Source organism: Phycisphaerales bacterium (genome assembly GCA_040217175.1).
Classification (GTDB): Bacteria; Planctomycetota; Phycisphaerae; order Phycisphaerales; family UBA1924; genus JAHCJI01.
Map to the genome: position 1 here is coordinate 598888 of JAVJNT010000001.1, position 23556 is coordinate 622443.

At 68.8% G+C, this 23556-nt stretch carries 21 protein-coding genes; 13 read left to right on the top strand and 8 right to left on the bottom strand.

Annotation, left to right across the window (positions count from 1 at the left end; translation table 11 throughout):
- Positions 1–57: 57 nt before the first annotated feature.
- From RIA68_02615 to RIA68_02650, 8 genes are all read left to right on the top strand, one after another.
- Positions 58–396: a hypothetical protein gene (locus RIA68_02615; protein MEQ8316327.1), complete on the top strand. Its 339-nt coding sequence runs from the start codon at positions 58–60 to the stop codon at positions 394–396.
- Entirely contained in the window at positions 393–842 is a 450-nt protein-coding gene (locus RIA68_02620) for an NADAR family protein (protein MEQ8316328.1), read from the top strand. Before RIA68_02615 ends, RIA68_02620 begins: the two co-directional genes overlap by 4 nt.
- Before the next feature lie 3 nt (positions 843–845).
- A complete protein-coding gene (locus RIA68_02625; protein ID MEQ8316329.1) occupies positions 846–1061 on the top strand; it encodes a hypothetical protein in 216 nt (71 codons plus the stop codon).
- Between the two features lie 595 nt (positions 1062–1656).
- Positions 1657–2346 carry a hypothetical protein gene (locus RIA68_02630; GenBank protein ID MEQ8316330.1) on the top strand — a complete coding sequence of 230 codons (690 nt, stop codon included), beginning with the start codon at positions 1657–1659 and terminating at the stop codon, positions 2344–2346.
- 86 nt (positions 2347–2432) lie between these two features.
- Positions 2433–3287, top strand: coding sequence for a hypothetical protein (locus RIA68_02635; GenBank protein MEQ8316331.1), 855 nt, complete (start codon positions 2433–2435; stop codon positions 3285–3287).
- Positions 3288–3336: 49 nt separating this feature from the next.
- Positions 3337–3750 (top strand): 6-carboxytetrahydropterin synthase, encoded by a 414-nt coding sequence (locus tag RIA68_02640; protein ID MEQ8316332.1) that lies wholly within the window; start codon positions 3337–3339, stop codon positions 3748–3750.
- Between the two features lie 21 nt (positions 3751–3771).
- Positions 3772–6009, top strand: coding sequence for a polyphosphate kinase 1 (gene ppk1, locus RIA68_02645; protein MEQ8316333.1), 2238 nt, complete (start codon positions 3772–3774; stop codon positions 6007–6009).
- A 3-nt stretch (positions 6010–6012) separates the two neighbouring features.
- A complete protein-coding gene (locus tag RIA68_02650; GenBank protein ID MEQ8316334.1) occupies positions 6013–7077 on the top strand; it encodes an N-acetylneuraminate synthase family protein in 1065 nt (354 codons plus the stop codon).
- Here the strand turns inward: RIA68_02650 and RIA68_02655 are convergent.
- The gene (locus RIA68_02655; GenBank protein ID MEQ8316335.1) at positions 7003–8361 is read right to left on the bottom strand and encodes an O-antigen ligase family protein; all 1359 of its coding nucleotides are present in this window, start codon (positions 8359–8361) and stop codon (positions 7003–7005) included. The genes RIA68_02650 and RIA68_02655 overlap by 75 nt on opposite strands.
- Before the next feature lie 174 nt (positions 8362–8535).
- On the opposite strand from RIA68_02655, the gene RIA68_02660 reads away from it, so the two are divergent.
- The gene (locus RIA68_02660; GenBank protein ID MEQ8316336.1) at positions 8536–10269 is read left to right on the top strand and encodes a hypothetical protein; all 1734 of its coding nucleotides are present in this window, start codon (positions 8536–8538) and stop codon (positions 10267–10269) included.
- Between the two features lie 7 nt (positions 10270–10276).
- Here the strand turns inward: RIA68_02660 and RIA68_02665 are convergent, their stop codons facing one another.
- Both RIA68_02665 and RIA68_02670 read right to left on the bottom strand, forming a co-directional pair.
- Positions 10277–11416 (bottom strand): alpha/beta hydrolase, encoded by a 1140-nt coding sequence (locus RIA68_02665; protein ID MEQ8316337.1) that lies wholly within the window; start codon positions 11414–11416, stop codon positions 10277–10279.
- Between the two features lie 52 nt (positions 11417–11468).
- Positions 11469–13517 (bottom strand): hypothetical protein, encoded by a 2049-nt coding sequence (locus RIA68_02670; protein ID MEQ8316338.1) that lies wholly within the window; start codon positions 13515–13517, stop codon positions 11469–11471.
- Positions 13518–13643: 126 nt separating this feature from the next.
- Here RIA68_02670 and RIA68_02675 point away from each other — a divergent pair, with 126 nt between their 5' ends.
- Entirely contained in the window at positions 13644–16613 is a 2970-nt protein-coding gene (locus tag RIA68_02675) for an FAD-linked oxidase C-terminal domain-containing protein (GenBank protein MEQ8316339.1), read from the top strand.
- Positions 16614–16615: 2 nt separating this feature from the next.
- Here RIA68_02675 and rpiA read toward each other — a convergent pair whose 3' ends face one another.
- The 5 genes from rpiA to thiS all read right to left on the bottom strand — a co-directional run bounded on the left by rpiA (position 16616) and on the right by thiS (position 20952).
- On the bottom strand, positions 16616–17359 hold the full coding sequence (gene rpiA, locus RIA68_02680) for a ribose-5-phosphate isomerase RpiA (protein MEQ8316340.1): 744 nt from the start codon (positions 17357–17359) through the stop codon (positions 16616–16618).
- 25 nt (positions 17360–17384) lie between these two features.
- Positions 17385–18920, bottom strand: coding sequence for an aldehyde dehydrogenase family protein (locus tag RIA68_02685; protein MEQ8316341.1), 1536 nt, complete (start codon positions 18918–18920; stop codon positions 17385–17387).
- A gap of 43 nt (positions 18921–18963) precedes the next feature.
- Complete coding sequence (locus tag RIA68_02690) at positions 18964–19791, bottom strand: GC-type dockerin domain-anchored protein (GenBank protein ID MEQ8316342.1); 828 nt, start codon at positions 19789–19791, stop codon at positions 18964–18966.
- A gap of 32 nt (positions 19792–19823) precedes the next feature.
- Complete coding sequence (locus RIA68_02695) at positions 19824–20669, bottom strand: GC-type dockerin domain-anchored protein (protein MEQ8316343.1); 846 nt, start codon at positions 20667–20669, stop codon at positions 19824–19826.
- 61 nt (positions 20670–20730) lie between these two features.
- Positions 20731–20952, bottom strand: coding sequence for a sulfur carrier protein ThiS (gene thiS, locus RIA68_02700; protein MEQ8316344.1), 222 nt, complete (start codon positions 20950–20952; stop codon positions 20731–20733).
- A 55-nt stretch (positions 20953–21007) separates the two neighbouring features.
- Here thiS and RIA68_02705 point away from each other — a divergent pair, with 55 nt between their 5' ends.
- The 3 genes from RIA68_02705 (at position 21008) to RIA68_02715 (ending at position 23459) form a co-directional block, all read left to right on the top strand.
- The gene (locus RIA68_02705; protein ID MEQ8316345.1) at positions 21008–21883 is read left to right on the top strand and encodes a hypothetical protein; all 876 of its coding nucleotides are present in this window, start codon (positions 21008–21010) and stop codon (positions 21881–21883) included.
- A 188-nt stretch (positions 21884–22071) separates the two neighbouring features.
- The gene (locus RIA68_02710; GenBank protein ID MEQ8316346.1) at positions 22072–22404 is read left to right on the top strand and encodes a hypothetical protein; all 333 of its coding nucleotides are present in this window, start codon (positions 22072–22074) and stop codon (positions 22402–22404) included.
- Positions 22395–23459: an AAA family ATPase gene (locus RIA68_02715; GenBank protein MEQ8316347.1), complete on the top strand. Its 1065-nt coding sequence runs from the start codon at positions 22395–22397 to the stop codon at positions 23457–23459. The genes RIA68_02710 and RIA68_02715 overlap by 10 nt, the downstream gene beginning before the upstream one ends.
- The last annotated feature ends 97 nt before the right edge of the window (positions 23460–23556 follow it).

Consider the following 23556-nt stretch of genomic DNA (forward strand, 5'->3'; position numbering starts at 1 on the left):
AGCACGCGTGCCAACGCGATGCACTGCCAGTTCTCTCGCGTACGCTTGTCCCAATCCATGGCCGAACCACGAAAGCTCATGTGGAACGATCACCTCGTTGGCACCGTCGTTCGGACGGGCAGCGATTTTCCTGAAGAGCACGGTCGTGTAGAGCTGTCCACCAAGGACGAATCGCTCATCGCCTTCTTTCGAGCTGCCCGCGAGTCCGCCAAGCGGGGTGGCACGGAGTGGCCCGAGGGATTCGATCCTGATTTTGTTGATCGATTGTTCGAGGGCTGGACGCTGGTTGATCGCGCCGGGGTCGTCGAGAAGATCGCGGCCTTCCCGTTTCTGGATCTCGAAGAACGTTCTATCGTCTGGCGAACAGACCATACCGACGATCCGGAGCCGAGATGAACGACGAACCAATCCGCTTCTATCGCCTTGCCGACGAGTACGGCTGCTTCTCCAATTTCTCCAAGCACCCCATCACGATCGACGGCAAGGAATGGCGCACCAACGAGCACTATTTCCAGGGCCAGAAGTTCGCCGGCACCGAGCACGAGGACGAGATCCGCCTGACCGCCTCGCCCATGGTTGCGGCGCGGATGGGCCGGGCGCGCAAGCGTCCGCTTCGCGAGGACTGGGAGTCGGTGAAGGACGACGTCATGCGTACCGCAGTCCGCGCCAAGTTCACCCAGCACGCCGACCTGCGCGACATCCTGCTTGGAACGGGCGACGCCGAGATCATCGAGCACACGGCCAACGACCGCTACTGGGGCGACGGCGGCGACGGTAGCGGCAAGAACATGCTCGGACAGATCTTGACGGAAATCCGCTCAGAGCTTCGCGAGCAGAACTGAGCATTGCAACCCCGCAGTATTGGGTCGCCAGGCGACGACTGCGACCAGTTCAAGGCCGTGATGGAACGCGAGAACCGCCAACGCGGCTACTTCGTCGGCTTCAGCTACTCGAGCGCCGCCGTCCAGGAAGCCGCCAACTTCCACAAGCGCACCAACCGCATCATCAAGCTCATCAGGGTGCAAGAGATCCTCGACGACGAGCACGCCCAGCGGATGTGAGGCACGGGGGAGTCCGTAGCAGGCCGGCTGGCGCTGTGGGGAGCAGCTTCGCAGCGCAGTCGAGCCGGTCTACCGCGCCGCAAAACGGATCTACCGCGCCGCGGATTCGTTCTACCGCGCTGTTAAACGGATCTACCGCGCTGCGAAGTGGTTCCACCGCGCCGCGAAACGGATGTACCGCGCTGCGGATGCGTTGTACCGCGCTGCAAAATGGATTTACCGCGCGGTAAATCCATTCTGCAGCACCCCAAACGGGCTTGAGCGAATCTCGGGAGAATCTTCGTTCGGCCCCGAAAACCGCTCCTGCGACCTCCCGCGGCGGTTTTCTGCCGCGACGCGCTGGCAACGCCGTGCCGGGCCCGGAAACTTTCTCGTTTTCTCGGACTCGGGCTGGAGTCGGTCCGTGATCGCCCCGATGACCGGGATTGCCCGGCCGCTGTGGTCCGGGAATCTTGGTTCACGCGGCCGCCCGCTCGTGACGGGGTGACCGCGCTCTGGAGGACGCTGCGATGATGCACGTCGTTCAACAGCCGTCGGCGGCCCGGTTCGTGTTGGTCGCCACCGTCCGCACTTCTGCTTGCGAAGGAGCGCACTCATGAGCACGATCCCACGAGAGAACGATGCAGCCGTCGCGTGGTGCGCCGCGCACCTTCCCATCTGGATCGACAACGCCGCCTCGATCGGACTCGATCCGGCGGAGTTGGCGGACCTTTCGACCCTGATCTCCGAGGCCAATACCCGCCTGACCGCGCGTGACCAGGCCAAGGACGCCGCGTCGGGTGCCGTTGGCACGTTCAACGAGGCGGCCGGCACCATGCGCGAGCTGGCGGCGCTGCAAGTTGCCAAGATCCGCACGTTCGCCAAGGGCAGCGACACGCCCGCGATCGTGTACGAGGATGCGCAGATCCCCGCGCCCGCCGACCCCACGCCGCGGCCGGCGCCCGGCACGCCCACCTTGTTTACCATCACGCTCGAGCAGAGCGGGGCGCTGCAGGTCGACTTCAAGTGCCCCAACCCGCCGCGGGTCGGCGCGCTCACCTACCGCGTCGAGCGGTCGATCGGCGCGCAGCAGCCGTTCGTGTTCCTGCTCAACGCCAAGGAGCGGTCGTTCACCGATGGCACCGTGCCGTCGGGCTCGGGCGACGTGACCTACCGCGTGACGGCCCAGAGCTCGACCAAGGACGGGGCCCCGGGCTACTTCACCGTGCGCTTCGGCGTGAACCAGCAGGCCGAGCCGCAGGCCGAGATCGTGTCCGAGGGCACGAGTAGCAGCAAGGCAAGTTAGGCGGTACGCGGCCGGGCCGTGCCGACAACGCAACTTTGCAACGCGGGCCGACGGGCCCGCTTTCTCGTGCGCTTCTATCGTGGGGCGTGGACACCCCGGAGTCCCCCACGCTTCAAGCAACCCCCACCGTCCCCGACCGCCTCCCCTGCGTCGGCTGCGGCTACGACTTAATTGGGCTTCCCGAGGACGGGGCCTGCCCCGAGTGCGGCGTGGCGATCGGGCGGTCGATCAGCGGGGATCACTTGTTTGCGAGCTCGAAGGAGCACCGGCAGCGGCTGGCGCGCGGGGCCGACTATGCGCTCGGGGGCGTCTGGGCGGGCTGGATGTCGCTGGCGTTCGTGCCGGTCTCCGTGTTCGTCGACGCGACGATCGCGAGGCTGCCGCTCTTGCTGAGCGTCTCGCTCGCGCTGCTGGGCACCGGGCAGGGCTGGCTGCGGCTGATCTCGGCCGACCCCGATCGCATCGGCGACGTGCCCGAGCGGTGGGTCCCCAGGCTCGTGCTGCGGCTGTACGCGTGGACCATCGGGACGCTCGGCCCGGCGCTGGTCGTGCTGTGGTTCCTGCTGGAGGCGCTGCTGCGGACGCTGCCCACGCCCCGGGCCTCGTCCAGCCTGCTGCTGGTGCTGGCCGCGCTGGCGTGCCTGCCGACGCTGGCGGTCTCGGGCCCCATTGCCTCGGAGGTGGCCACGCTGGCCCGGCGGCTGCTCGAGGGCGACCTGGCCGATCGCTCGCGCGGGCTCGCGGTGACCGGCTGGGCGGGCATGGGCTCGGTCTTCGCGGCGACCACGCTCGCGTGGGCCAGGCCGGCCGGGCCGGGGTGGGTGCTCGAACCGATCGCGTGGATCATCGCCTTCGTCCTGATGCTCGCCTGGGGCGTGCAGTACCACACCCTCGTCCGGGCCCTGCGCCTCGCGCTGGCCACGGTCGCCGCTCGGCCGTGACGGGCCTTGACGGGCGGGCATGGACGCACGGCCACCTACCCTTCCCGAGATGGCCGAGATGTTCGAGATCACCGTCCAGGCCGGCTTCAACGCGCAGCACGCCATCCTGATCGGCGGCGAGCGCGAGCCCCAGCACGGGCACGACTGGCTCGTCGAGGCAACGATCGCCGGCCCGACGCTGGACGCCGAGGGCCTGCTGTGCGACTTCCACGCCGTCGAGGCGGCCCTGCGGGCGATCGTCGAGCCCTGGATCCACGGCGACCTCAACCTGGCCGAGGCCTTCCGCGGCCGCACGCTCGAGCCCACCGCCGAGAACGTGGCCCTGGTCATCGCTGCCGAGCTGGAGCGGGCCCTGGAGGGCCGCCTGCCCGAGGGGGCCGGGGTGTCCCGCGTGGCCGTGACCGAAGCGCCCCGCTGCGTGGCGACGTACCTTCCCCCCCGGGAAGGCCGACGGAAGGGCTGATCGAGTGGGGAGCACGGACGCATGACGCGGCAGGAAACACGCACGGCGGAGGCCCCCGAGGCCGACGGCAAGGCCGGCAGGAAGGCCGACCGGCGCGAGCCGGCGCCCGAGGAGCTGTTCAACCGCGACCTCTCGTGGCTGGCCTTCAACCAGCGCGTGCTCGAGCTCTCGGAGGACGAGGCCACGCCGCTGCTGGAGCGCGTGAAGTTCCTGGGCATCTTCGCGAGCAATCTTGACGAGTTCTTCATGAAGCGCGTCGGGCTCATCCGCCGCCAGGTCGACGCGGGCATCGAGGCCCCCTCGCCCGACGGCCTCACGCCCCGCCAGCAGCTCGACGCCGTCCGCGCGTTCGTCGAGCGGCTCCAGGCCCGGCAAGCAGATTGCTGGGAGCGGACCATCCTGCCCGCGCTCGAGGCCGAGGGCGTCTCGCTCGTGGGCTACGACCAGCTCGACGACGCCGAGCGGGCCCGGCTCGACCAATGGTTTGAGGACGAGGTCTTCCCGATCTTGACGCCGCTGTCGATCGACCCGGGCCACCGCTTCCCCTTCATCAGCAACCTGTCGGAGAACCTGGGCGTGCTGCTCTCGGGCGACGGGGGGCCGCCCGAGGCGCCGGCCGCCGAGGCCGGGCTCGGCCGCTTCTGCCGGCTCAAGATCCCCGACGGCGTGCCGCGCATGGTCCGCTGCGACGACCCCATGGGCGAGGGCGAGCCCGCGAGCGCGCTGGCCGCCGAGGGCCGGCTGCGCTTCACGCCGCTCGAGCAGGTCATGCGCGCCAACCTCGGCATGCTCTTCCCGGGCGTCTCGGTGCTGGCGACCAACGCCTTCCGCGTCACGCGGTCGGCCAGCGTCGAGGTCGAGGACGAGGCCGGTGACTTGTTGGAGAGCGTGCAGGAAGAGCTGCGCCGCCGCCGCTTTGCCCGGCCCGTGCGCATGGAGATGACCGAAGAGCCCAACGACGACCTCGCGGGCTTCTTCGCCACGAGCCTGGGCCTGCAGCCCGGGGACGTCTACGTCCGCCGCGGGCCGCTCGAGTACGGCGACGTCATGGAGATCGCCTCGCTCGACCTGCCGCACCTGAAGGACAAGCCCTGGAAGCCGCTGACGCCGCCGCGCCTGCTGGGTGTGGACGTGCGCAGCGGCCGCGGCGACATCTTCGCGGCCATCCGCGAGCGGGACATCATCGCGCACCATCCCTACGAGAGCTTCGACGACTCGGTCCGCGCGTTCGTGAGCGCCGCGTCGCGCGACCCGGACGTGCTGGCCATCAAGCAGACGATCTATCGCACCAGCCGCGACTCGCCCTTCGTGCGCTCGCTCGTGCGGGCCGCCGAGAACGGCAAGCAGGTCGCGTGCATGGTGGAGCTGCGGGCCCGCTTCGACGAGCACCGCAACGTGTCCTTCGCGCGGCGCCTCGAGCACGCGGGCGTGCACGTGGCCTACGGCATCGTCGGGCTCAAGACCCACGCCAAGTGCTCGCTGGTCGTCCGGCGGGAGCGCGACGGCCTGCGCACCTACGCCCACGTGGGCACGGGCAACTACCACCCGCGGACGGCCCAGCTCTACACCGACCTCTCGCTGCTCACGTGCGATCCCAGGATCACCGGCGAGGTCCTCGAGCTCTTCAACGCCATGACCGGGTACTCGCTCAAGGGCGACTACGAGCACTTGCTCGTCGCCCCCACCACGATGCGGCCGACGTTCGAGGCGTTGATCGACGCCGAGATCGAGCACGCCCGCGCCGGCCGGCCGGCGCGCATCTTCGCCAAGCTCAACTCGATGGAAGACCGCAAGATGACGGCACGGCTGTACGAGGCCAGCCAGGCCGGCGTGCAGGTCGATCTGTGCGTCCGCGGGTTCTGCTGCCTCAAGCCCGGCGTGCCGGGGCTGAGCGAGAACATCCGCGTGGTCTCGGTCATCGGGCGCTTCCTCGAGCACTCGCGCATCTTCCACTTCTCGGCGGGAAAGAGCGATCCGCTCAAGGGCCACTGGTACATGGGCAGCGCCGACTGGATGTACCGCAACCTGAACAATCGGCTCGAGGCCATCTGCCCGATCTACGACCAGGACGCCCGGCGTCGGCTGCACGAAGCGATACGCGTCAACCTCGAAGACCGAGACCAGGCCTGGGACCTGCAGCCCGATGGCACGTATACCCGGCGCGAGCGCGCGGGCCGCGGCACGTTTGCCACGCTCATGCGCCTCAGGCAGAAGGCCCACGCCGCGGCCCTGGCGGCCGCGGGCGAGCAGGACCGCTGACCCGTGCGCATCGGCGACCGGGCCATCGGGAACGAGCACCCGCCCTACGTCATCGCCGAGCTCGGCGTGAACCACGACGGTTCGGCCGACATGCTCGAGGAATTGGTGCGAGCTGCGCATGGAGCCGGCGTCGACGCCATCAAGCTCCAGCTCTTCACCGCCGACGACCTGCTCGCCGGCGCGGCCACGCTGGCCGAATACCAGAAAGACGCGGGCGAGCGCGACCCGCGCGAGATGCTCCGCCGGCTCGAGCTACCGATGGACGACGCACGGCGCGCCGTCGACCTCGCGCACGAGCTCGGCATGCACGCGATCGCGACGGTCTTCGACCTGCCGCTGCTGCCGATCGCCGAAGCGCTCCCACTGGACGCGTACAAGACCGCGTCGCCCGACCTCGTGCACCGGCCGCTCCTGGAAGCGCTGGTCGAGACTGGCAAGCCCTTGATCGTCAGCACGGGTGCGGCCTCGCGCGAGGAAGTCCAGCGGTCCGTCGGCTGGCTGGCACCGGCGCGTGATCGGCTTGCGATCCTCCAGTGCGTGAGCAGCTACCCCACGCCCCCCGGGCACGCGTCGGTGGCCGCCGTCACCGACCTCGCCGACGTGTTTGCCGGTCCGGTTGGCTACAGCGACCACACGACGCTCGTCGACACCGGCGCCCTCGCCGTCACGCGCGGGGCCCGCGTACTCGAGAAGCACCTGACGCTCGATCGCACGCGTCCGGGCCCCGACCACGCCGCCTCCATCGAGCCCGAGCAGCTCGCCGAGTACGTTCGGCTCTGCCGCGCGGCGTTCGAGGGCGAATGGAACGCAGATCCCAGCGACGAACGCCTCGGGCCGCCGACCAAGTTCCTCTTGCCGATCGAGGCCGACGTGCGGCAGGTGGCACGCCGGAGCATCGTGGCGGCGTGTGATCTTCCCGCAGCCCACGTACTCACGATGCAGGACCTCGCCTTCAAGCGGCCTGGCGGCGGGCTCGAGCCCTGGCAGGCCGATCTACTCCTCGAGCGCCCCCTCGAGTTCGACGTCCCCGCCGACCGCGCGATCATGCCGGAGGACGTAATCGACTGAGCCGGCGACCGCGAGCCCTAGCAGCAGCATCCACATCGCCAGCACGTGCGTGTTCATGTGCATGACCTCGAACATGCACGCCGCGAACAAGCCGAGCAACGCCCACGGCACCCCCGCGGCGTAGGGATGATCGTGCAGTCGCATCACCCACGCGAGCCGCGCCATGATCAGAAGGACCAGGACGTACAGCGCCAGGCCGATGGCGCCGGTATTGGCGAGCGGCTGCAGGAGGGTGTTGTGCGGATGCGGCCCCGTGTGCGTGCGGTCGGCGGGATCGATGCCCCGTTCGGCCAGGTTCTTGAGCACCCAGGGCTGGTAGCCGCCCTCGCCCGTGCCGCCGATGGGGTTGTCGGCGAACGCCTGCACTGCCCACCACATCAGCAGCAGCCTGGTGCCCGTGTACGACGAGAAGTCCTTGTCTTCGAAGACCTGTCGGAGTTCTTCGCGAGCCTCGAGCGCGCGCGGGGCGGCAACCTTCCAGCCCACCACACCTCCACCGATCGCGACGACAAGCAAGACCACGCCCGCGACGATCGCGCGCCTCGCGGTCCACCGGATCTTCCAGGCGCCCGCGAGGCAAGCGAGCCCAACAAGTCCCGCCGCAGCCAGCCACGCGCCACGCGTGCCGGTCGCCAGGATCGCCGCAAGCGTGATGACGACGCCAACGCCGCCGAGCGCGGCCCAGCCTCGTCGACCATACAGCAGCGCGCCCAGGTGCAGGCCGAGCGCGGCGCAGAGGTTCGTGCCCCCCGCCACCGGCTCGTTCCACCCGGCGTTGCGGTTGGGCATGCGGTCCCACTGCGGCAGCCACTCGAGCCCCGCCCGGCTGAGCCCGTGGCTGAGCTGCGAAAGGTTGTAGATCAGGAAGCCGCACACCAGACCGACCGCCAGCGTGCCAACCACCGGCGCGAGCGGCAGCAGAAACGGGATGTTCCAGGCGAACCGCAGCTTGTCGATGCGGTCGACGCCCGCCTCGACGTCGGGTGACCACAGCAGCGAGATCGCGCGCCACGCCGTCCAGGCCACGATCGCCAGGAAGAGCGGGTGCGCGAGACCCATCACGAATGCACGCCAGACCCAGGGCATCCGGACGAACGTGACGAGCCAGAGCAGCGCTCCGCCGACCTCGACGTAGGTGGTGCGACCGCAGACGCAGATGGTCCACGCGAGGGCGCCGATCAGGTGCAGCCACCACAACCATCGCGGCCCTGCCTGGGCCCGCTCGATCGCGTCTTTCGCAAACGGCTTCGAGAAGAACCCGAGCACGAGGCGTTCGGCATGCATGCGGGGTATCCCCTGTTCTCGAGCCCGGCAGCGAGGAGCTGCCGCCAAGGTGCCATAACCGAACCGGAATGCAACGAACCCGACCGCTCTTCGTACAATAGTGCATCGGAGGGCCCAGCCCGCCCGACTGTCTTGTCGGGTAGCCCACCAAGCCGACCGCAGGAGGCAGCGACCATGCAAGCCGTTCATCGAGTCGTCCGCAAGGCCTCGCTCCGCCTGTTCGTGCGACTGTTCGTCCAGCGGCTGGCGGTCACGAGCTTCGTGGCTGTGTTGGGCGTGCTTGCCGCCAAGGTTGGGCTCTGGCTCGCAGGCGTGGGCGTCGACGTGGTCGCCACGGTCGCCATCGCGGCCGGCGCCGCCATCGCGAGCGCCATGGTCTGGGCTCTCATCACCCGTCCGCGTGGCGTCGCTGTTGCCCGGGCCGTCGACGAAGCCGCAGGCCTGCGCGAGAGCCTGAGCACCGCGTGGCTGCACGAGCAGGCAACCGACCCATGGTCGGCCGCCGTGCGGACAGATGCCGACCGTCGAGCGAGCGCCGTCGACGTGCGCGCCGCGCTGCCGCTGGCCGTCGGCAAGCTTTGGAGGGTCCCGCCCATCGCGGCCGCCGCGGTCGCGCTCATCTGGGTGGTGCTGCCGGCGACGAGCCCCGACATCTTCGGCTGGCTCGAGCGCGAGCAGCAGCAGGCCCAGGCCGAGCAGGAGATGGAAGAGGCGCAGGTCGCCATCAAGGTGGCCGAAGAGATCGCCCAGAAGGTCGCCGAGAAGACCGGCCAGCCGCTCGACCAGTTCAAGCCCGAGCAGAATCCCGAAATGCAGACGCCCCAGGCGCTGCGCATGGCGGCGCTCGACAAGCTGACGCAGGCCGAGCAGGCCTTGCGTGACGAGATCGAGAACGGTGATCGGGCTAAGCAGCTCGAGGCCATGCGGCGAGAGCTCAGCCGCATGAAGCAGCCCGGCCCCGGTCCGGCATCGGAGCTCGCACGCGAGCTGGCGCGCGGCGACTTCGCCGCCGCCAAGCAGCAGCTCGACGCTCTTGCGCAGCAGATCGACAGCGGCGAACTCGACGAAGCGACGCGGCAGCAGCTCGCAGAGCAACTCAAGAACATGCAGGCCCAGCTCGATCAGATCGCCGAGGACCGCAGCTCGCTGGAGCAAGCGCTGAAGCAAGCCGGCATGGACCAGCAGCAGGCTGAGCAGCTCGCCCAGCAGCTGGCCCAGAGCGCCAACAACCCCCAGCAGATGCAGCAGATGATGCAGCAGGCCATGCAGCAGATGCAGAACCTGACGCCCGCCCAGAAGCAGCAGCTCATGCAGCAGGCCCAGCAGATGGCCCAGGCGTGCCAGGCATGTCAGGGCATGGGCGAAAAGATGGGCCAGATGGCCGCTGCATGCCAGAACCCCGGCCAGGGTGGCGCAGGCCAGGCCTCGTCGGGCATGCTCAGCCAGATGGAGATGATGCAGATGGAGCAGATGGCCGCCCAGGCCATGCTCAACCAGACCCAGCAGCAGATGCAACAGATGGGCGGAGGCATGAAGTCGTTGACGTCGGGCAGCAGCGGCAGCGGGCCGATGGCCGGCACTGGATCATCGCTGGCCAACGGCGAAGAGACCGCGCCCATCGAGGTCGATCGTCAGGCTCAGCGCACGCCCACCCAGCTCGGTGAAGGCCCGATCGTGGCCGAGCGACTCGTGTACGGCGAGCTCGTCCGCGGCGAGTCGGTCGCCCAGTTCAGCAGCGCCGTCCAGGCCGCCAGCACGGGCGTAGCCGAGGCCATCGAGGATAACGTCGTGCCAGTCGAGTGGCAGGAGTCGCTACAGGCCTACTTCGGCCGCTTGCAGAAGCGGGCCGAAGTCGTACAGGGCGAGAGGACCGAAGCACCGGCCGAGTCCGCCGGTGGTGGCGGCTAAGCGGCCATCAGTCTTCCACGATTCGATCCATCCAGGCAATCACGATGTCGGTCACGATGGGCTGCATCGGTTCACCAGCCGTTGCGTACTCGTCGAGCAAGCCCGTTCGAGCCGCCTGGAAGAGATGGTTCTGCGATTCGATCGTCACGACGGCCGACCGCTCGTCGCCGGCGTCGCGGAGATAGTCGGCCATAAGACCGGCGTTCTGCTCGGGAACGACTTGAACGTCGAGCGCACCGAAGATCGCGAGCACCGGGACCCGGGCTGACCGCAGGTCGTCGGCCGGGTCGTACTTGAGGAAGTAATTCATCCAGGTCTCTTCGAGCGGCGCGAGTGCCTGGGCGATCAGGGTGTCCATGGTCTCCTCAGGAATCGCAGATGGATCTCCGCCCCCGAGCCGCACGTTGAAATCGATGGCGTCGCGCGCTCGTGCTCGCCGCTCGGACTCGTCCCCGACTGCGACCGCGCGAATGAGCCCGGTCTGCACGGCGTCCATCTGGTCGATCTGTTCTGGCGACAGGCCGGTGGGCTGGCGTTTGTCGGTTTCGCGAAGGATCTTGTCGGTCTGGTAAGACAGCAGTTCCCAGCCGACGACCGAGGGCGAGGCGAGCAGGATGGCGCCGGCGGGCACCCGTCCCTCGCGGAGCAGCTTGGCGGTCACCAGGCCGCCCGTGCTATGCCCACAGACGAACACCTTCGAGCCATCGACGGCGTCGTGCGACGCCAGGTGCTCGATCGCGGCCGCGGCGTCGAGCGCGAAGTCAGCGGTGGTCGAGCCAGCGAATGAGCCCGTACTCTCTCCGATGCCGAGGGCCTTTGTGCCGCGATCGTCGTAACGCAACACCGCGTAGCCCTTCGCGACGAATGCCTCGGCCAGGACCTTGAACGGCTTCTTGTCCAAGAGCGTCTCGTCACGGTCCTGGGCGCTCGAACCGGTGATGAGCACGACGCCGGGCGCTTTGGCATCTTCTGACGCGGCCTCTGGAACGAGCAGCGTGCCCGCGAGCACGACGTCCTGCCCGGGCACGGGGATGCGCACTTCCTCGGAGACGACCCCGGCAGCATCGGGCTGGAGGGCCATCGCCCTCCAGCCAGAGAACGTGATCGTCAAGACGCAGATTGCAACGAAGCATCGAGTGGTTGGCATGCACGAGTATACGTGATCGCCCTCGCGAGTTTTCAGGGCGTTTCGGCGCCACTTACCGCACGCTCAATCCCTCGAAGTACTTCCGTCGCTCCGTCTCGGCCTGCTCGATGGCCCGGCGCGTCTGCTCGGCCTCGGTGCCCAGTTCGGCGAGCTGGTCTTCCTGGGTGGAGAGCGTTTCGAGGTAGCGGCGGTACAGGTCGGTGGTGCGGTCGATTGCCTGCATGTTCTGGCGGATGCGGTTCTGGTCCTGCTGGATGGACTGGACTTGCGCGGTGATCCGATCAAGCTGGCTTCGGAGGTCGGCGACCTTGCGGTTGAGCCGGGCGCCCTCGCGGAGGGCCTCCATGACGCCGTCGCTGGCCTCGGCGCCGCGGTTGATCTGCTCGATCAGGTTCGGCAGGTCGGCGTCGATCAGGCCGTAACGGCTCGACTCGGTGCGACGCTCGACGACCTTGAGCTCGAGCGTCTTGCCGGCGGCGACGGTGCGCTCGAATCGGACCATGCCGTCGTCGCTCTTCACGCCATTGGTTGGCTCGACGAGGTCCCAGCCGCCCATGGGCTGGTGCTCGATGACGACGGTGCGCTCCTTGCCCGCCTCGTTGCGAAGCGTGTAGGTGTTGGCGACGGTGCGGACATAGCTGGACTGGAGGTACCCGTTGATGATGCGGTACGTGGCTCGCGAGCTGCTGGAGTTCTGGGCCTGCTGGGCCTTGAGCTCCATGTCGACGGCGTAGGCCAGCATGCGGTCGGCCTCGCGCGGCACGAAGCCCACCATGGCGTCGCCGGCGTAGGCGCCGTCGTAGACGGCCACCGGCCCGCTGATGAGCGGGGCGCTCGTGGTGTTGGTTAGCTCGACGCCCAGCATGGGCTGGTTGCCCTGGCTGGGCGTGTAGATGCTGATCTTGCGGGCCTCGACCCTCTCGGTCAGCATCGGGATCATCGCGCTCTGCTGGCGGTCGAGGCTGATGGGGTTCTCGATGCGCAGCACGACCGACTCGCCCACCTGCACGGCGGCCGCCATGCTGGAAGCCGAGGCGAAGAATCCCGCCGCAGAATCGGCCATCGCCGTGCTGAGGCCAAGACTCGATTGCCCTCGCGCCGACATATCGGCTTCTGTCGCGGGTGCCGCGAAGCGGCTGCGGCCCGCTCGGCTCAGTTCTCGCTGCTCAACACGCATCGCTTCAGCCCCGGCATAGACCTTCGGCTGGGCCAAGGCCCCGCCGGGAACGGCGATGTCGGGCCGTTGCACGAAGAGTGGCGTCTGCAGGTCCATCGTGAAGCCGACCGGCTGGCTGGCGACGAGCGAGAGGTCGATCTGCCGCCAGTCTTCCTCGGTCGTGTTCTCGACGATGGCCCAGGCCTGGAGGATCGGCTCGCCCCGCTGGCTGAGCACCAGGCGGTACGCCGGCTTCCACACGGGCATCTCGTGCACGTAGCTGACGAGCAGCTCGCGGTCGCCGTCGCCTCGTGTCGAGACCTCGACGGTGCGGATGTTCTCGTCGCGCTCCTGGGCCAGGATCTCGAGGGCTCGCTGGATGTCGCTCTTGAGCCGCTCGTCGAGGAACTCCAGGCCGATGATGTCGTCCAGGTCGATCCGCTTGATGCCCGCGCCGGTGAAGATCGTGACCGCGAACGTGCTGACGGCCTTGTCGCCCTCGGCCCGCTGCACCGTCTCGACGCTGGTGATCGTGCCGGTGGCCGAGCTGTCGGCCGTCTGGATCTGGACCTTGGCCCCCCGAAGCCGACTGAGGAGTTGGCTCATCGACGGGTTGTCGGCGAGGTTCACGCCGAAGCTGGCCAGGCGTCGCTCGATGGGCTCGCGCGAGCCGTAGCTGATGGCCCCCACCGTGCCGCCGGCGTCGAGGACGACCAGGCTCTTGAGCAGGTCGTTGAGCTGGCCCTGGTCGACGCGGAGGTAGACGTTGGCGTCGCCGTTGATCTCGCCGACGCGCTCGAAGCTGCCCACGCCCGAGCGATAGAGCGTGATGGCGGTGATGGGGAGCTCCTGGGCCTCGTCCTGGGCGGCAAGGGCGGGCAGCGCGAGGCCGGCGGCGAGGGCGATGCTCAGGCACGACCTGGTGGTACGACGAATAGCTGGCATATCGGAAGTCCTCCTTGGTTCTGTCCGGAGATGTACGGACGCCGGCACACTTGGATCGACCGGGCGCGGGGGTTCCGTCCACTCAATCGGGCCTTGTGACAGTCCCGTGACCCATACCATCTCCGAATGCCATCGCTCAGCCTTCCGCAGCTTCCAAATGCCAACGGCGCCCTTCCCGCAAACGTCCTGACGGCGCTGGCCGGCGCGATCGAGGGCGAGGTCCGGACCGGCTACCACGACCGGATGCTGTACGCCACCGACGCCTCGAGCTACCAGGTGGAGCCGCTGGGCGTGGTCATCCCGGCGAATGCAAGCGACGTGATCAAGGCTGCCCGGCTGGCGAGCGACCACGGCCTGCCCATGCTGCCCCGCGGCGGCGGCACGAGCCTGGCGGGCCAGTGCACGAACCGGGCGCTGGTGATCGACACGAGCGTGCGGATGACGGCCATCAAGTCCGTCGACGCCGAAGCAAGGCGGTGCACGGTCGAGCCTGGCATCACGATCGACGACCTCAACGCCGCGATCGCGCACACGGGCCTGTTCTTCGCGCCCGATCCCTCGACGGCCCGCCAGGCCAACGTGGGCGGGAGCATCGGCAACAACGCCGCGGGCTCGCACTCGGTGCTCTATGGCAGGATGGCAGAGAGCGTCGAGGCCATCGAGGCCTGCCTCGCCAACGGCACGGTGACGCGTTTCGAGGCGGGCTCGCGAGACCTCGCGGCTCGCGCGATCGCCACGCAGGTCGTCGAGATCGTCAAGGAGCACCGCGACCTGATCCGTGAGCGATTCCCGAGGACGCCCCGGCGCAACGCGGGCTACGCGCTCGACATGGTGCTCGACGACATCGAGCGAGCCGAAGGCGAAGGGCGTGATCCGCTGGACGTAGTCAACCTCGCCAAGCTGCTGTGCGGCAGCGAGGGCACGCTCGCGATGACGCTGAGCGCTGACCTCGCCTTACATCCGCTGCCCAAGGCGAAGGGCCTGCTGCTGCTGGGCTTCAACGACCTCGACGCGGCCATCGCCGCCGTCGAGCCCTTGCTCGAGACCGGGCCCTCGGCAATCGAACTCGTCGACAACGTGATCATCGACCTGGCCATGGTCAACCGCACGCACCGGGCGTCGGCCGAGGCGATGCCCATGCCAAGCGAGGGGAAGCTCCGGGCCGTGCTGTACGTCGAGTACTTCGCGCAGTCCATCGACGACCTGCGCGAGCGGCTCGACGGCGGCGTGCGCGTGGTCGCCGAGAGCGACCCGACCGCGGGCGTCGAGCGCATCGAAGACCCTCGGGCGATAGGTGCCGCCTGGGCGCTGCGTAAGGCGGGCGAGCCGCTATTGCACGGCATGGTCAGCGACCGCAAGCCCGTGACGTTCGTCGAAGACAACGCCGTGCCGGTCGAGCGGCTGGGCGAATTCGTCCGGCGGTTCCGGGCGATCGTCGAGAAGCACGGCACGTTCGCGGCGTTCTATGCCCACGCGTCGGTGGGCGTCTTGCACGTTCGGCCCGCGCTCGATCCGCGCGACGACGCGGACGAGCGGAAGCTGCACGCCATCTCGGTCGAGGTCGCCGATCTGGCCAAGGAGCTCGGCGGCGTGATGAGCGGCGAGCACGGCGACGGTCGCGTGCGCGGGCCGCTGCTCGAGCGGTTCTACGGGCCCGAGCTGATGGACGCCTTCGCACGCGTGAAGGCGGTCTTCGATCCTCAAGGCCTGCTGAACCCGGGCAATATCGTTGGTGCGCCAATCAACATCGAGACCATCACCCAGCGCACGCGCATCCGCCCAGAAGGCAACGAGGTCGACGTCGTCGCCCGCGACACGTACTTCGAGTATGAGGACCAGCACGGCTTCCGCGGCGCGGTCGAGATGTGCAACGGCGCGGGCGTCTGCCGGAAGAAGTCCGGCGGCGTCATGTGCCCCAGCTACATGGCCACGCTCGACGAGAGGCACAGCACGCGCGGGCGTGGCAACGCGCTGCGGCTCGCAACGACGGGCCAGCTCGAAACGGGCGAGGCCGACCCGTGGAGCGACCCGGGCACGATGGAGACGCTCAACCTTTGCCTGAGCTGCAAGGCGTGCAAGAGCGAGTGCCCAAGCAACGTCGACATCGCACGTCTGAAGGCCGAGTACACGGCCCAGCGATTTGCCAGCAAGGGCAGACCCACGCTGCAGGCAACGGTGTTCGGCCACGTCCGCACGCTCAACAAGCTGGGCTCGCTGACGCCTGGGATTGCAAACGCCGTCAACCGTACCTCGCTCGCCAAGTGGGCAGCGGGCAAGCTGCTGAACCTCGACGAGCGGCGCAGCCTTCCGCCGTTTGCGCGTTCGCTGATGGGCCAGTGGAAGCGCGCCGGGCTGGACCGGCAGACCGATCGACCTCGCGTCCTGGTCTTTGGCGATTGCTTCACCATGTACAACGAGCCACGCATCGGGCTGGCCGCGGGTCGCGTGCTTGAAGCTTTCGGCTACCGGCCCGTGCTAATCGACGCGGGGTGCTGCGCACGCGCGATGATCTCGACGGGCCTGCTGGACGACGCCGCCCGGACGATCGCGAACACCTACGCGAAGCTCATGGCGGCCGATGCAACGGCGCCGATCGTGGTGCTCGAGCCGAGCTGCCTGTCGGCCATCATCGATGACTGGGTGCAGCTCAAGAACGAGGTCCCGCTGGCAGACCGCAAGGCGCTGGCCGCTCGCACGTTTGGGCTCGAGGCCTTCCTTGAACACGCCTGGGACGAGCATCCGCAGCGGCCGACAGTCGAGGCCAAGCCCGACGTCTACGTGCACGGTCATTGCCACGAGAAGGCACTGCGCGGCATCGGTCAATCGCGGAAGCTGCTCGAGCGGTTTGCGAATGTCCGCACGGCCGACGTGACTTGCTGCGGCATGGCCGGCTCGTTCGGCTTCACGAAGGACCGCTACGACCTCTCGATGAAGATTGGCGAGCTGGGCGCCCTGCCCCACGCGCGGAGCGCGGCGGCGGATGGCAAGGACGTGATCGCGTCGGGCACGAGCTGCCGGCACCAGATGCACGACGGAGCGGCGCTGACGGCGCTCCACCCGGCGGAGTGGCTGGACCAGGTCATCAGCGGCTCGTAGTGCTATTCGGCGGGCGGCCGAAGCAGCCGCTCGATGCTGCCGTCGTTGCGGCGCACCAGCACCTCGCTGGCCTCGGTCAGGAAGAGGCCGTGCTCGATGACGCCGGGGGTGTTGTTGAGGGCGGCGGCCAGGCGCTCGTAGTTGTGGCCGTCGTCGTCGCCACCGCCGTGGAGCTGGACGTCGAGGATGAGGTTGCCATTGTCGGTCACGTACAGCGTGCCGTCCATGCTGCGGCGGAGCACGCCCGAGAGGCCCAGCGTGCGGAGGTTCGCCCGGATCGTTGCGAGCCCGAAGGCCATGACCGCGACCGCCAGCGGCGTCCGCTCGCCCAGGTGCTCGACGAGCTTCTCTTCCTCGACGAGGTAGACGCGGCGCTCGGCGGCGGTGGCGACGAGGCGCTCGCGTGTCATCGCGCCGCCCGCACCCTTGAGCATGCGGAGGTGTCCGTCGACCTCGTCGGCGCCGTCGAAGAGGTAGTCGACCCGCTCGATGGTCGCGAACTCGCGGACCTTGATGCCGAGCTCGAGCGCGTAGGCGCTGCTGGCCTCGCTCGTCGAGACGCAGGTGATGTCGAGCTGCTCGGCGATGACCCGGCCGGCCAGCGCGGCGATGGCTCGGCGGGCGGTCCGGCCCGTCCCGATGCCGACGACCATGCCGGGCTGGATGTCGGCGACGGCAGCGCGAGCGAGGGCGTCGTTGGCGGTCTCGGTGGCAGCCAGGCGGGCCGCGTCGGTGGCGCTCGCCATGCCGGGATTGTCGGAGCGGGCCGATTCAGCCAAAGCGCACCCCCTGGGCGAGGCGCAGTGAGGCGCCGTAGTTGATCGTGCACGTCTGGCGACGCATGTAGGCCTTCCAGCTATCGCTGCCGGCCTCGCGTCCGCCGCCGGTGTCCTTCTCGCCGCCGAACGCGCCGCCGATCTCGGCGCCGCTGGTACCGATGTTGACGTTGGCGATGCCGCAGTCGCTGCCGGCAGGCGAGAGGAATCGCTCGCTGGCTCGCACGTCGCTGGTCATGATGGCGCTGCTCAGCCCGTGGGCGGTCGAGTTGTGCATCGCGATGGCGTCGTCGAGGTCGCGGTACGAGAACGCGTAGAGGATCGGCGCGAAAGTCTCGCGCTCGGCGACCGCGAGCCGGTTGCTCGCGGGGGCGCGGACGATCGTCGGCTTCACGAAGCAGCCGCCCAGCGAGACGTCGGCCCGCTCGCCACCGACGAGCACGGTGCCGCCCTGACTCTTCGCTTCTTCGATCGCGGCGTCGAAGGCCTCGCCCGATCGTTCGGTGATGAGCGGGCCCACGAGCGTGTTGTCGTCCATCGGGTCGCCGATCGGCGCTCGCTCGTAGGCGTCAACGAGCCGCTCGAGCAGTGGCTCGATGATCGACTCGTGGGCGAAGAGCCGGCGCGTGCTGGTGCACCGCTGGCCGGCGGTGCCCACCGCGGCGAACAACAGGGCGGGCACGGCCAGGTCGAGGTCGGCGTCGGGCTCGACGATCACGGCGTTGTTGCCGCCCAGCTCGAGCAGGCACCTGCCCAGGCGGGCCGCGACGACCTGGCCCACCTTTCGGCCCATCTCCGTCGAACCGGTCGCGCTGATGAGCGGGAGGCGGGCGTCGGCGGTCATGGGCCTGGCGACCGTCTCGTCGGTGCCGATGACGAGGTTGAAGATCCCTTCGTGGCCCATTTCGCGAGCGACCCTGCCGGCGATGGCGTTGGTCGCCATCGCGGTGAGCGGGGCCATCAGGCTTGGCTTCCACACGACCGTGTCGCCGCAGACGGCCGCGATCATCGCGTTCCAGCCCCAGACGGCGTTGGGGAAGTTGAAGGCGGTGATGACGCCGATGGGCCCGAGCGGCTGCCACTGCTCGAAGAGCCTGTGGTCGGCCCGCTCGCTGGGCATGGTTCGGCCGCCGATCATGCGCGACAAGCCAGTGGCGTAGTCGGCGATGTCGATGGTCTCCTGGACCTCGCCCAGGCCCTCGCTCCTGATCTTTCCGACCTCCATGCTGACGAGCGCGCCCAGCGCGTCCTTGTGCTCGCGCAGGGCGTGGCCGATGCGGCGGACGACCTCGCCCCGCTCGGGCGCGGGCACCGATCGCCACTTCAAGAACGACGCCCTCGCACGCTCGATCGCTTCTTCGAGTTGGGCAGCTCCGTCGAGGCGGACGCCCGCCAGCGGTTGGCCCGTCGCGGGGTTGAGGCTCACGACCTGCGACGCGTCGCCCGGGTCCGCCCGATCGGGTGCGATGTACCTCAGGTCGTCGACCAGGGGCAGCGTGTCGAGCGGGTTTCCGGCCGTCGTCTGGGACATCGGGGCACTGTAGGCAAAGCCCGCCCCGAGCCTTGGGCGACCTTTACCCGCAGCCCGCGTCGAAGGCGTTCTGGAACACGAGGAAGTCGAAGATGGTCAGCATGCCGTCGTCATCGAGATCGGCCTCGGTCCGCCCGGCATCGAAGGCGTTCAGGTAGGCCAGGAAGTCGAACACGGTGAGTTCACCATCGCCGTCGAAGTCGGCCAGGCACGGCAGGGGTCGCAGCGAGAGGTCGACGGTGTGCCTGGCGCTGTCGCCCTGTCGCGCACCATCATCAAACGCGATCTCGTAGGCGGCGCTGGCCTCGAAGGTGTACACGCCCGGAGCGAGCGTCACCTGCCAGATCCAGGTCGAGCTGCCGGTGGGCTGGCCGCTGACGATGATGTTGCCGTCGGCGTCGGTGAGCGTGCCCGGTGTGTACTCGGTATAGCTCAGGTCGTCGAACAGCGATGGGCGGACACTGAGGTGCAATTGGGCGGCCCGGTAGATCTCGAACTTCGCGTACTGCCGCCACGACCCGGCGGCCACGCGGCGTGGGGGCGCGGGATGGGACGAGCTATCCGCGCTGAAGTTCACGCTCGAGTTCATGAAGAAGCTCGTCGCGTCCAGCAATCGCCCGCCGCCATCACCCCAAGAACGGATCCTCGGCTCGGCGAAGGTGCCCCGACCAAGCTCGACATCGGTTTCAACGTCGGGGAAGGGCCGCGTGGTGTCGCTGTCCGACTCCTGGCCGACCAGTGGCGTTGGCGGCGTGTGGAGCTCGGCCCGCGAGGTGCAGGCGACCTCCGTCTCGATGAGGCGGAAGAAGATCTGCGCGTGGCACGCCGAAGCCAGAGCAAGGCTGGCAAACGCAATCGTCGATGGGACCATTGGCACATCTCCAGTCATGACTGAGCGTGGGACTACGGGCAGCCGGCGGCGAAGGCGTTCTGGAAGGCGAGGAAGTCGAACAGCGTGAGTTCGCCGTCGTCGTCGAAGTCGGCCTCGAGATCACCCGCGTCGAAGAGGTTCTGGAAGGCCAGGAAGTCGAAGATGGTCAATTCGCCGTCGCCGTCGAGGTCGGGTCGGCAGGGGGGCGCGAAGAAACTCATGAACGCGATGTCCATGCCCGCCCGATCGCTGAGGCCATCCCTGGAGTCGATCATGGCCTCGAAGGCGCCGAAGGACTCGAACGTGTATTGCCCCGGCTCCAGCGTGAGCAACCAGATCCACGAGCTGACCCCGGGTGCGGGCACGCCGCTGACGATGACGCCATCGGGGCCGGTCAGGCGGCCGGGCTCGTAATCGAAGAAGGCGACGTCGTCGAAGAGCGTGGGACGGATGCTCAGGTCGACGCGTGCTGTCCGGTCGATCTGGAAGACCAGGCGGTGGCTCCACGAGCCCCGGGCGGTGCGCTCACGCGGCGACGACGCGGGCCGCCACTCTCCGAGGTCGAAGCGCAGGCTCGTGCCCAGCGCGATCCGCGTGCTGCCCGGGGCCCAGCCATCGGTCACGACCTCGCACGAGGCGCCCTGGTGGCCGAAGGGGTCGCGCTCGATCTCGGCCAGGGCCTCGGCCTCGGGGCTGACCGGGTCGTCGTCGAAGGCCATCGCGGCATCAGAAAGCGGCGTCGGCAGCGTGTCGATGGTGACCGAGGCCGAGCTCTCGACCTCGAACTCGAGGACGTCTGGGAAGACCGGCTGGGCGTGGGCGAGTGCGGCGACTGCGAGCGTTGCGAAGAGCGACGTGGCGGCCTGGCTGCGGAACATGGGCGTACCTCCCGATCGGGATGGTACAGAACGCTCCGAGGCCAGGTTGCAACGGGCAGGCCTACCCGCCGCCGACGAGGGTGACGATCTCGACCTCGTCGCCATCGGCGAGCGTGTGCGTCTCGTGGGTGGCCTTGGGGGCCAGCTCGCGGTTGACCTCGACGGCGCAAGCCGTGCTGCTGAGGCCGAGTTGCTCGATGAGGCCGGCGATGGTCGTGCCGTGGGGGGCTTCGCGCTGCTCACCGTTGACGTTCAGCGAGATGGATTGCGTTGCCTGGGCCATGGCCGATGGTAACCGGGCCGCAACGATCGGGTCCACCGCGGCGTACGGTCTATGTATGAACCCTACCCGCCCCCTCGCGTTCGTTGCTCTTGCGCTCTTGGCGGTGGCCGTCTTGGCTGGCTGCGAGCAGGACTACAGCCAGGAGAGCCCCGAGGCGCTCGTCGACTCGGCCCGCCAGATGGTGCTGGACGGCAACGCCCGGCGGCTGAGCGAGCTGGTGTGGACCGAGGGCGACGGCGAGCGCCTGGTGATCGATCGCCTGGGCCGGACGATGGGCGCGCTGCAGCGGCTGGGCGAAGCCGTGGCCGAGGAGTTCCCAGAGGAGGTCGAGAAGATCCGCGTGCGGGCCGACGAGGCGGCCGAGAGCGGCGAGATCACCAGCATCATCGGCCGGGCGCTGACGGCCCAGGGCGGCGTGGCCCGCGGTGCGCCGGGCGCGATGCGCGACGAACGGCGAATGCGGCAGGGGCTCGACAGCGTCGTGCGCGAGCTGATGGCCGACCCCTACGGCTGGCTCGAACGCCACGGCGACAAGCTGCAGCCCATGCGCATCACCGACGACATCGTGGCGCTGAGCTGGCAGGGCAAGCCGGTGGTCGGGCTGAGCCTGGTCGAGCAGGACGGCGAGTGGTACCTGAAGCTGCCGCTCGATCAACCGGCGCTGCGACGCTTCCTGCCGCAGAACGACGAGGAGTTCGAGATCTGGGGCGAGCTCGTTGGCAGCGTGCACAACGTGCTGCTCGACCTTGCCATCGAGGTCGAGAACGGCCAGCACAAGAGCCTGGAGAGCGTGGCCAGCACCGCGGGCGAGTACGCCCTGCCCACCGCATTCATGGTGATGATCGCCTACGGCAAGGCGCTGGAAGAGCGGGAAGCGGAGCGTCGGGCGGAGCGTGAGGCGGAAGAGGCGCAGGACTCCGGCGAGGGCTAACGCCCGTGTAGGCCCAACAGAATGAGCCCCATCACCACCCGTGTGCGCTATCTCGCGGCGCTCGGGGCCTTGCTTGTTGCATCGCGTTGATTGCACGGAAACAGTGCATTGCCCGTTCGTTCTTGGATCGCAGCCCCCTTCGCTCGTTCGCTCACCGACGATGGGGATTGCTCATGGACCGCCTGGAGATGCAACTGAAGAGGAGCTGCGCCGCGATGCGCGCGTGGGATGGATCGATCGACGTGCCGACCAACACCGTGTTCGTGCTGGCGCGCGATCGGCAGAACCTGGACCTGCTCGACCAGCACCGCGACCTGGGCCTGGAGGTGCTCGGCCGCGTCATGGACGGCCACCTGCAAGTGCCCATGGTGCGCGACGCGGCGCGGTCGATCGCGCACGAGAACCGCCACGCGATCCTGGGCTACGTGCCCTTCGGGCTGCCGGTGCAGGGCACGGCGGCGGTGCTGATCCGCGAACTGACGGCGCGGTTCGTCGAGGCGGGGGTGGCATCATGCGCGTGAACCTGACCGACGGGAGCATCGGGCCGACGCCGACTGCCAAGAAGATCGATGCGAGCAAGCCCGGCTCCGATTCGATTCGGCCACCGACCAACCCAGCCCCGGAGCATAGCCGAAACGAATTCACGCTCACCGCATTGGGCGAGCTCGGACCCAGCGAGTCGCCCGATTGGATCTGGCCGGGCTACGTGGCGCGCGGGGGCGTCACGCTGCTGACCGGGCTGTGGAAGGCCGGCAAGACCACGCTGCTGGGGCACCTGCTGCGAGACCTGCCGCTGGGCACGGGGCTGGTCGACGTGCCGATGCAAGACCCGGTGGCGATCGTGAGCGAAGAGCCCGCGGGCGTGTGGGCGCGGCGGCGCGATGCGCTGAAGCTGGGCTCGACCAACCTGCTGCTGCAGCGCGAGTCGTTCGCGAGGCCTTCCCATCAGCAGTGGATCGACCTGATCGACAAGCTGACGTCGGCCGTGCGCGAGCGGTCGCTGGCGATGGTGGTGTTCGACACGCTGCCCAGCCTGTGGCCCGTGCACAACGAGAACGACGCGAGCGAGGTGGTGCACGCGCTCGCGCCGCTGCGGAACCTCAACAACGCCGGCGCGGCGGTCCTGCTCGTGCACCACCCGCGCAAGGGCGAGGGCGACCAGGCCCAGGCCAGCCGGGGCAGCGGCGCGCTGCCCGGCTTCGTCGATGCAATCGTCGAGCTGCGCCGCTTCAACCCCCAAGACGCCGCCGACACGCGCCGCAAGCTGACCGCGTATGGCCGCTACCCAGAAGTCCCGCCCGAGATGGTGCTCGACCTGACGCCCCAGGGCTACCGCATGCTTGGCCAGCCCGGCACGCTGCGCAGCGAGGGGCTCCAGCAGATCATCGAGGGTCTGCTGCCCACCGAGCCGCCCGGGCTGACGGTGGAGCAGGTGCTCGAGCGATGGCCCGAGGCGACGCGGCCGGGGCGGGCCCACACGCGCAACGTGCTGAATCGCGGCGCCGAAGACGAGCTCTGGGAACGCCACGGCGCGGGGCTGCGGGGCGATCCGCACACGTTCATGCGGATGGCGTAAGCGGGATCTCGTTTCGTTTCGGCTATGGTCGGAGGCTGGGTCGGGCTGTGGCCGAAACGAATCCTGGCTTCCGCCCCAGGTTTCCCTGTTGGCGCTT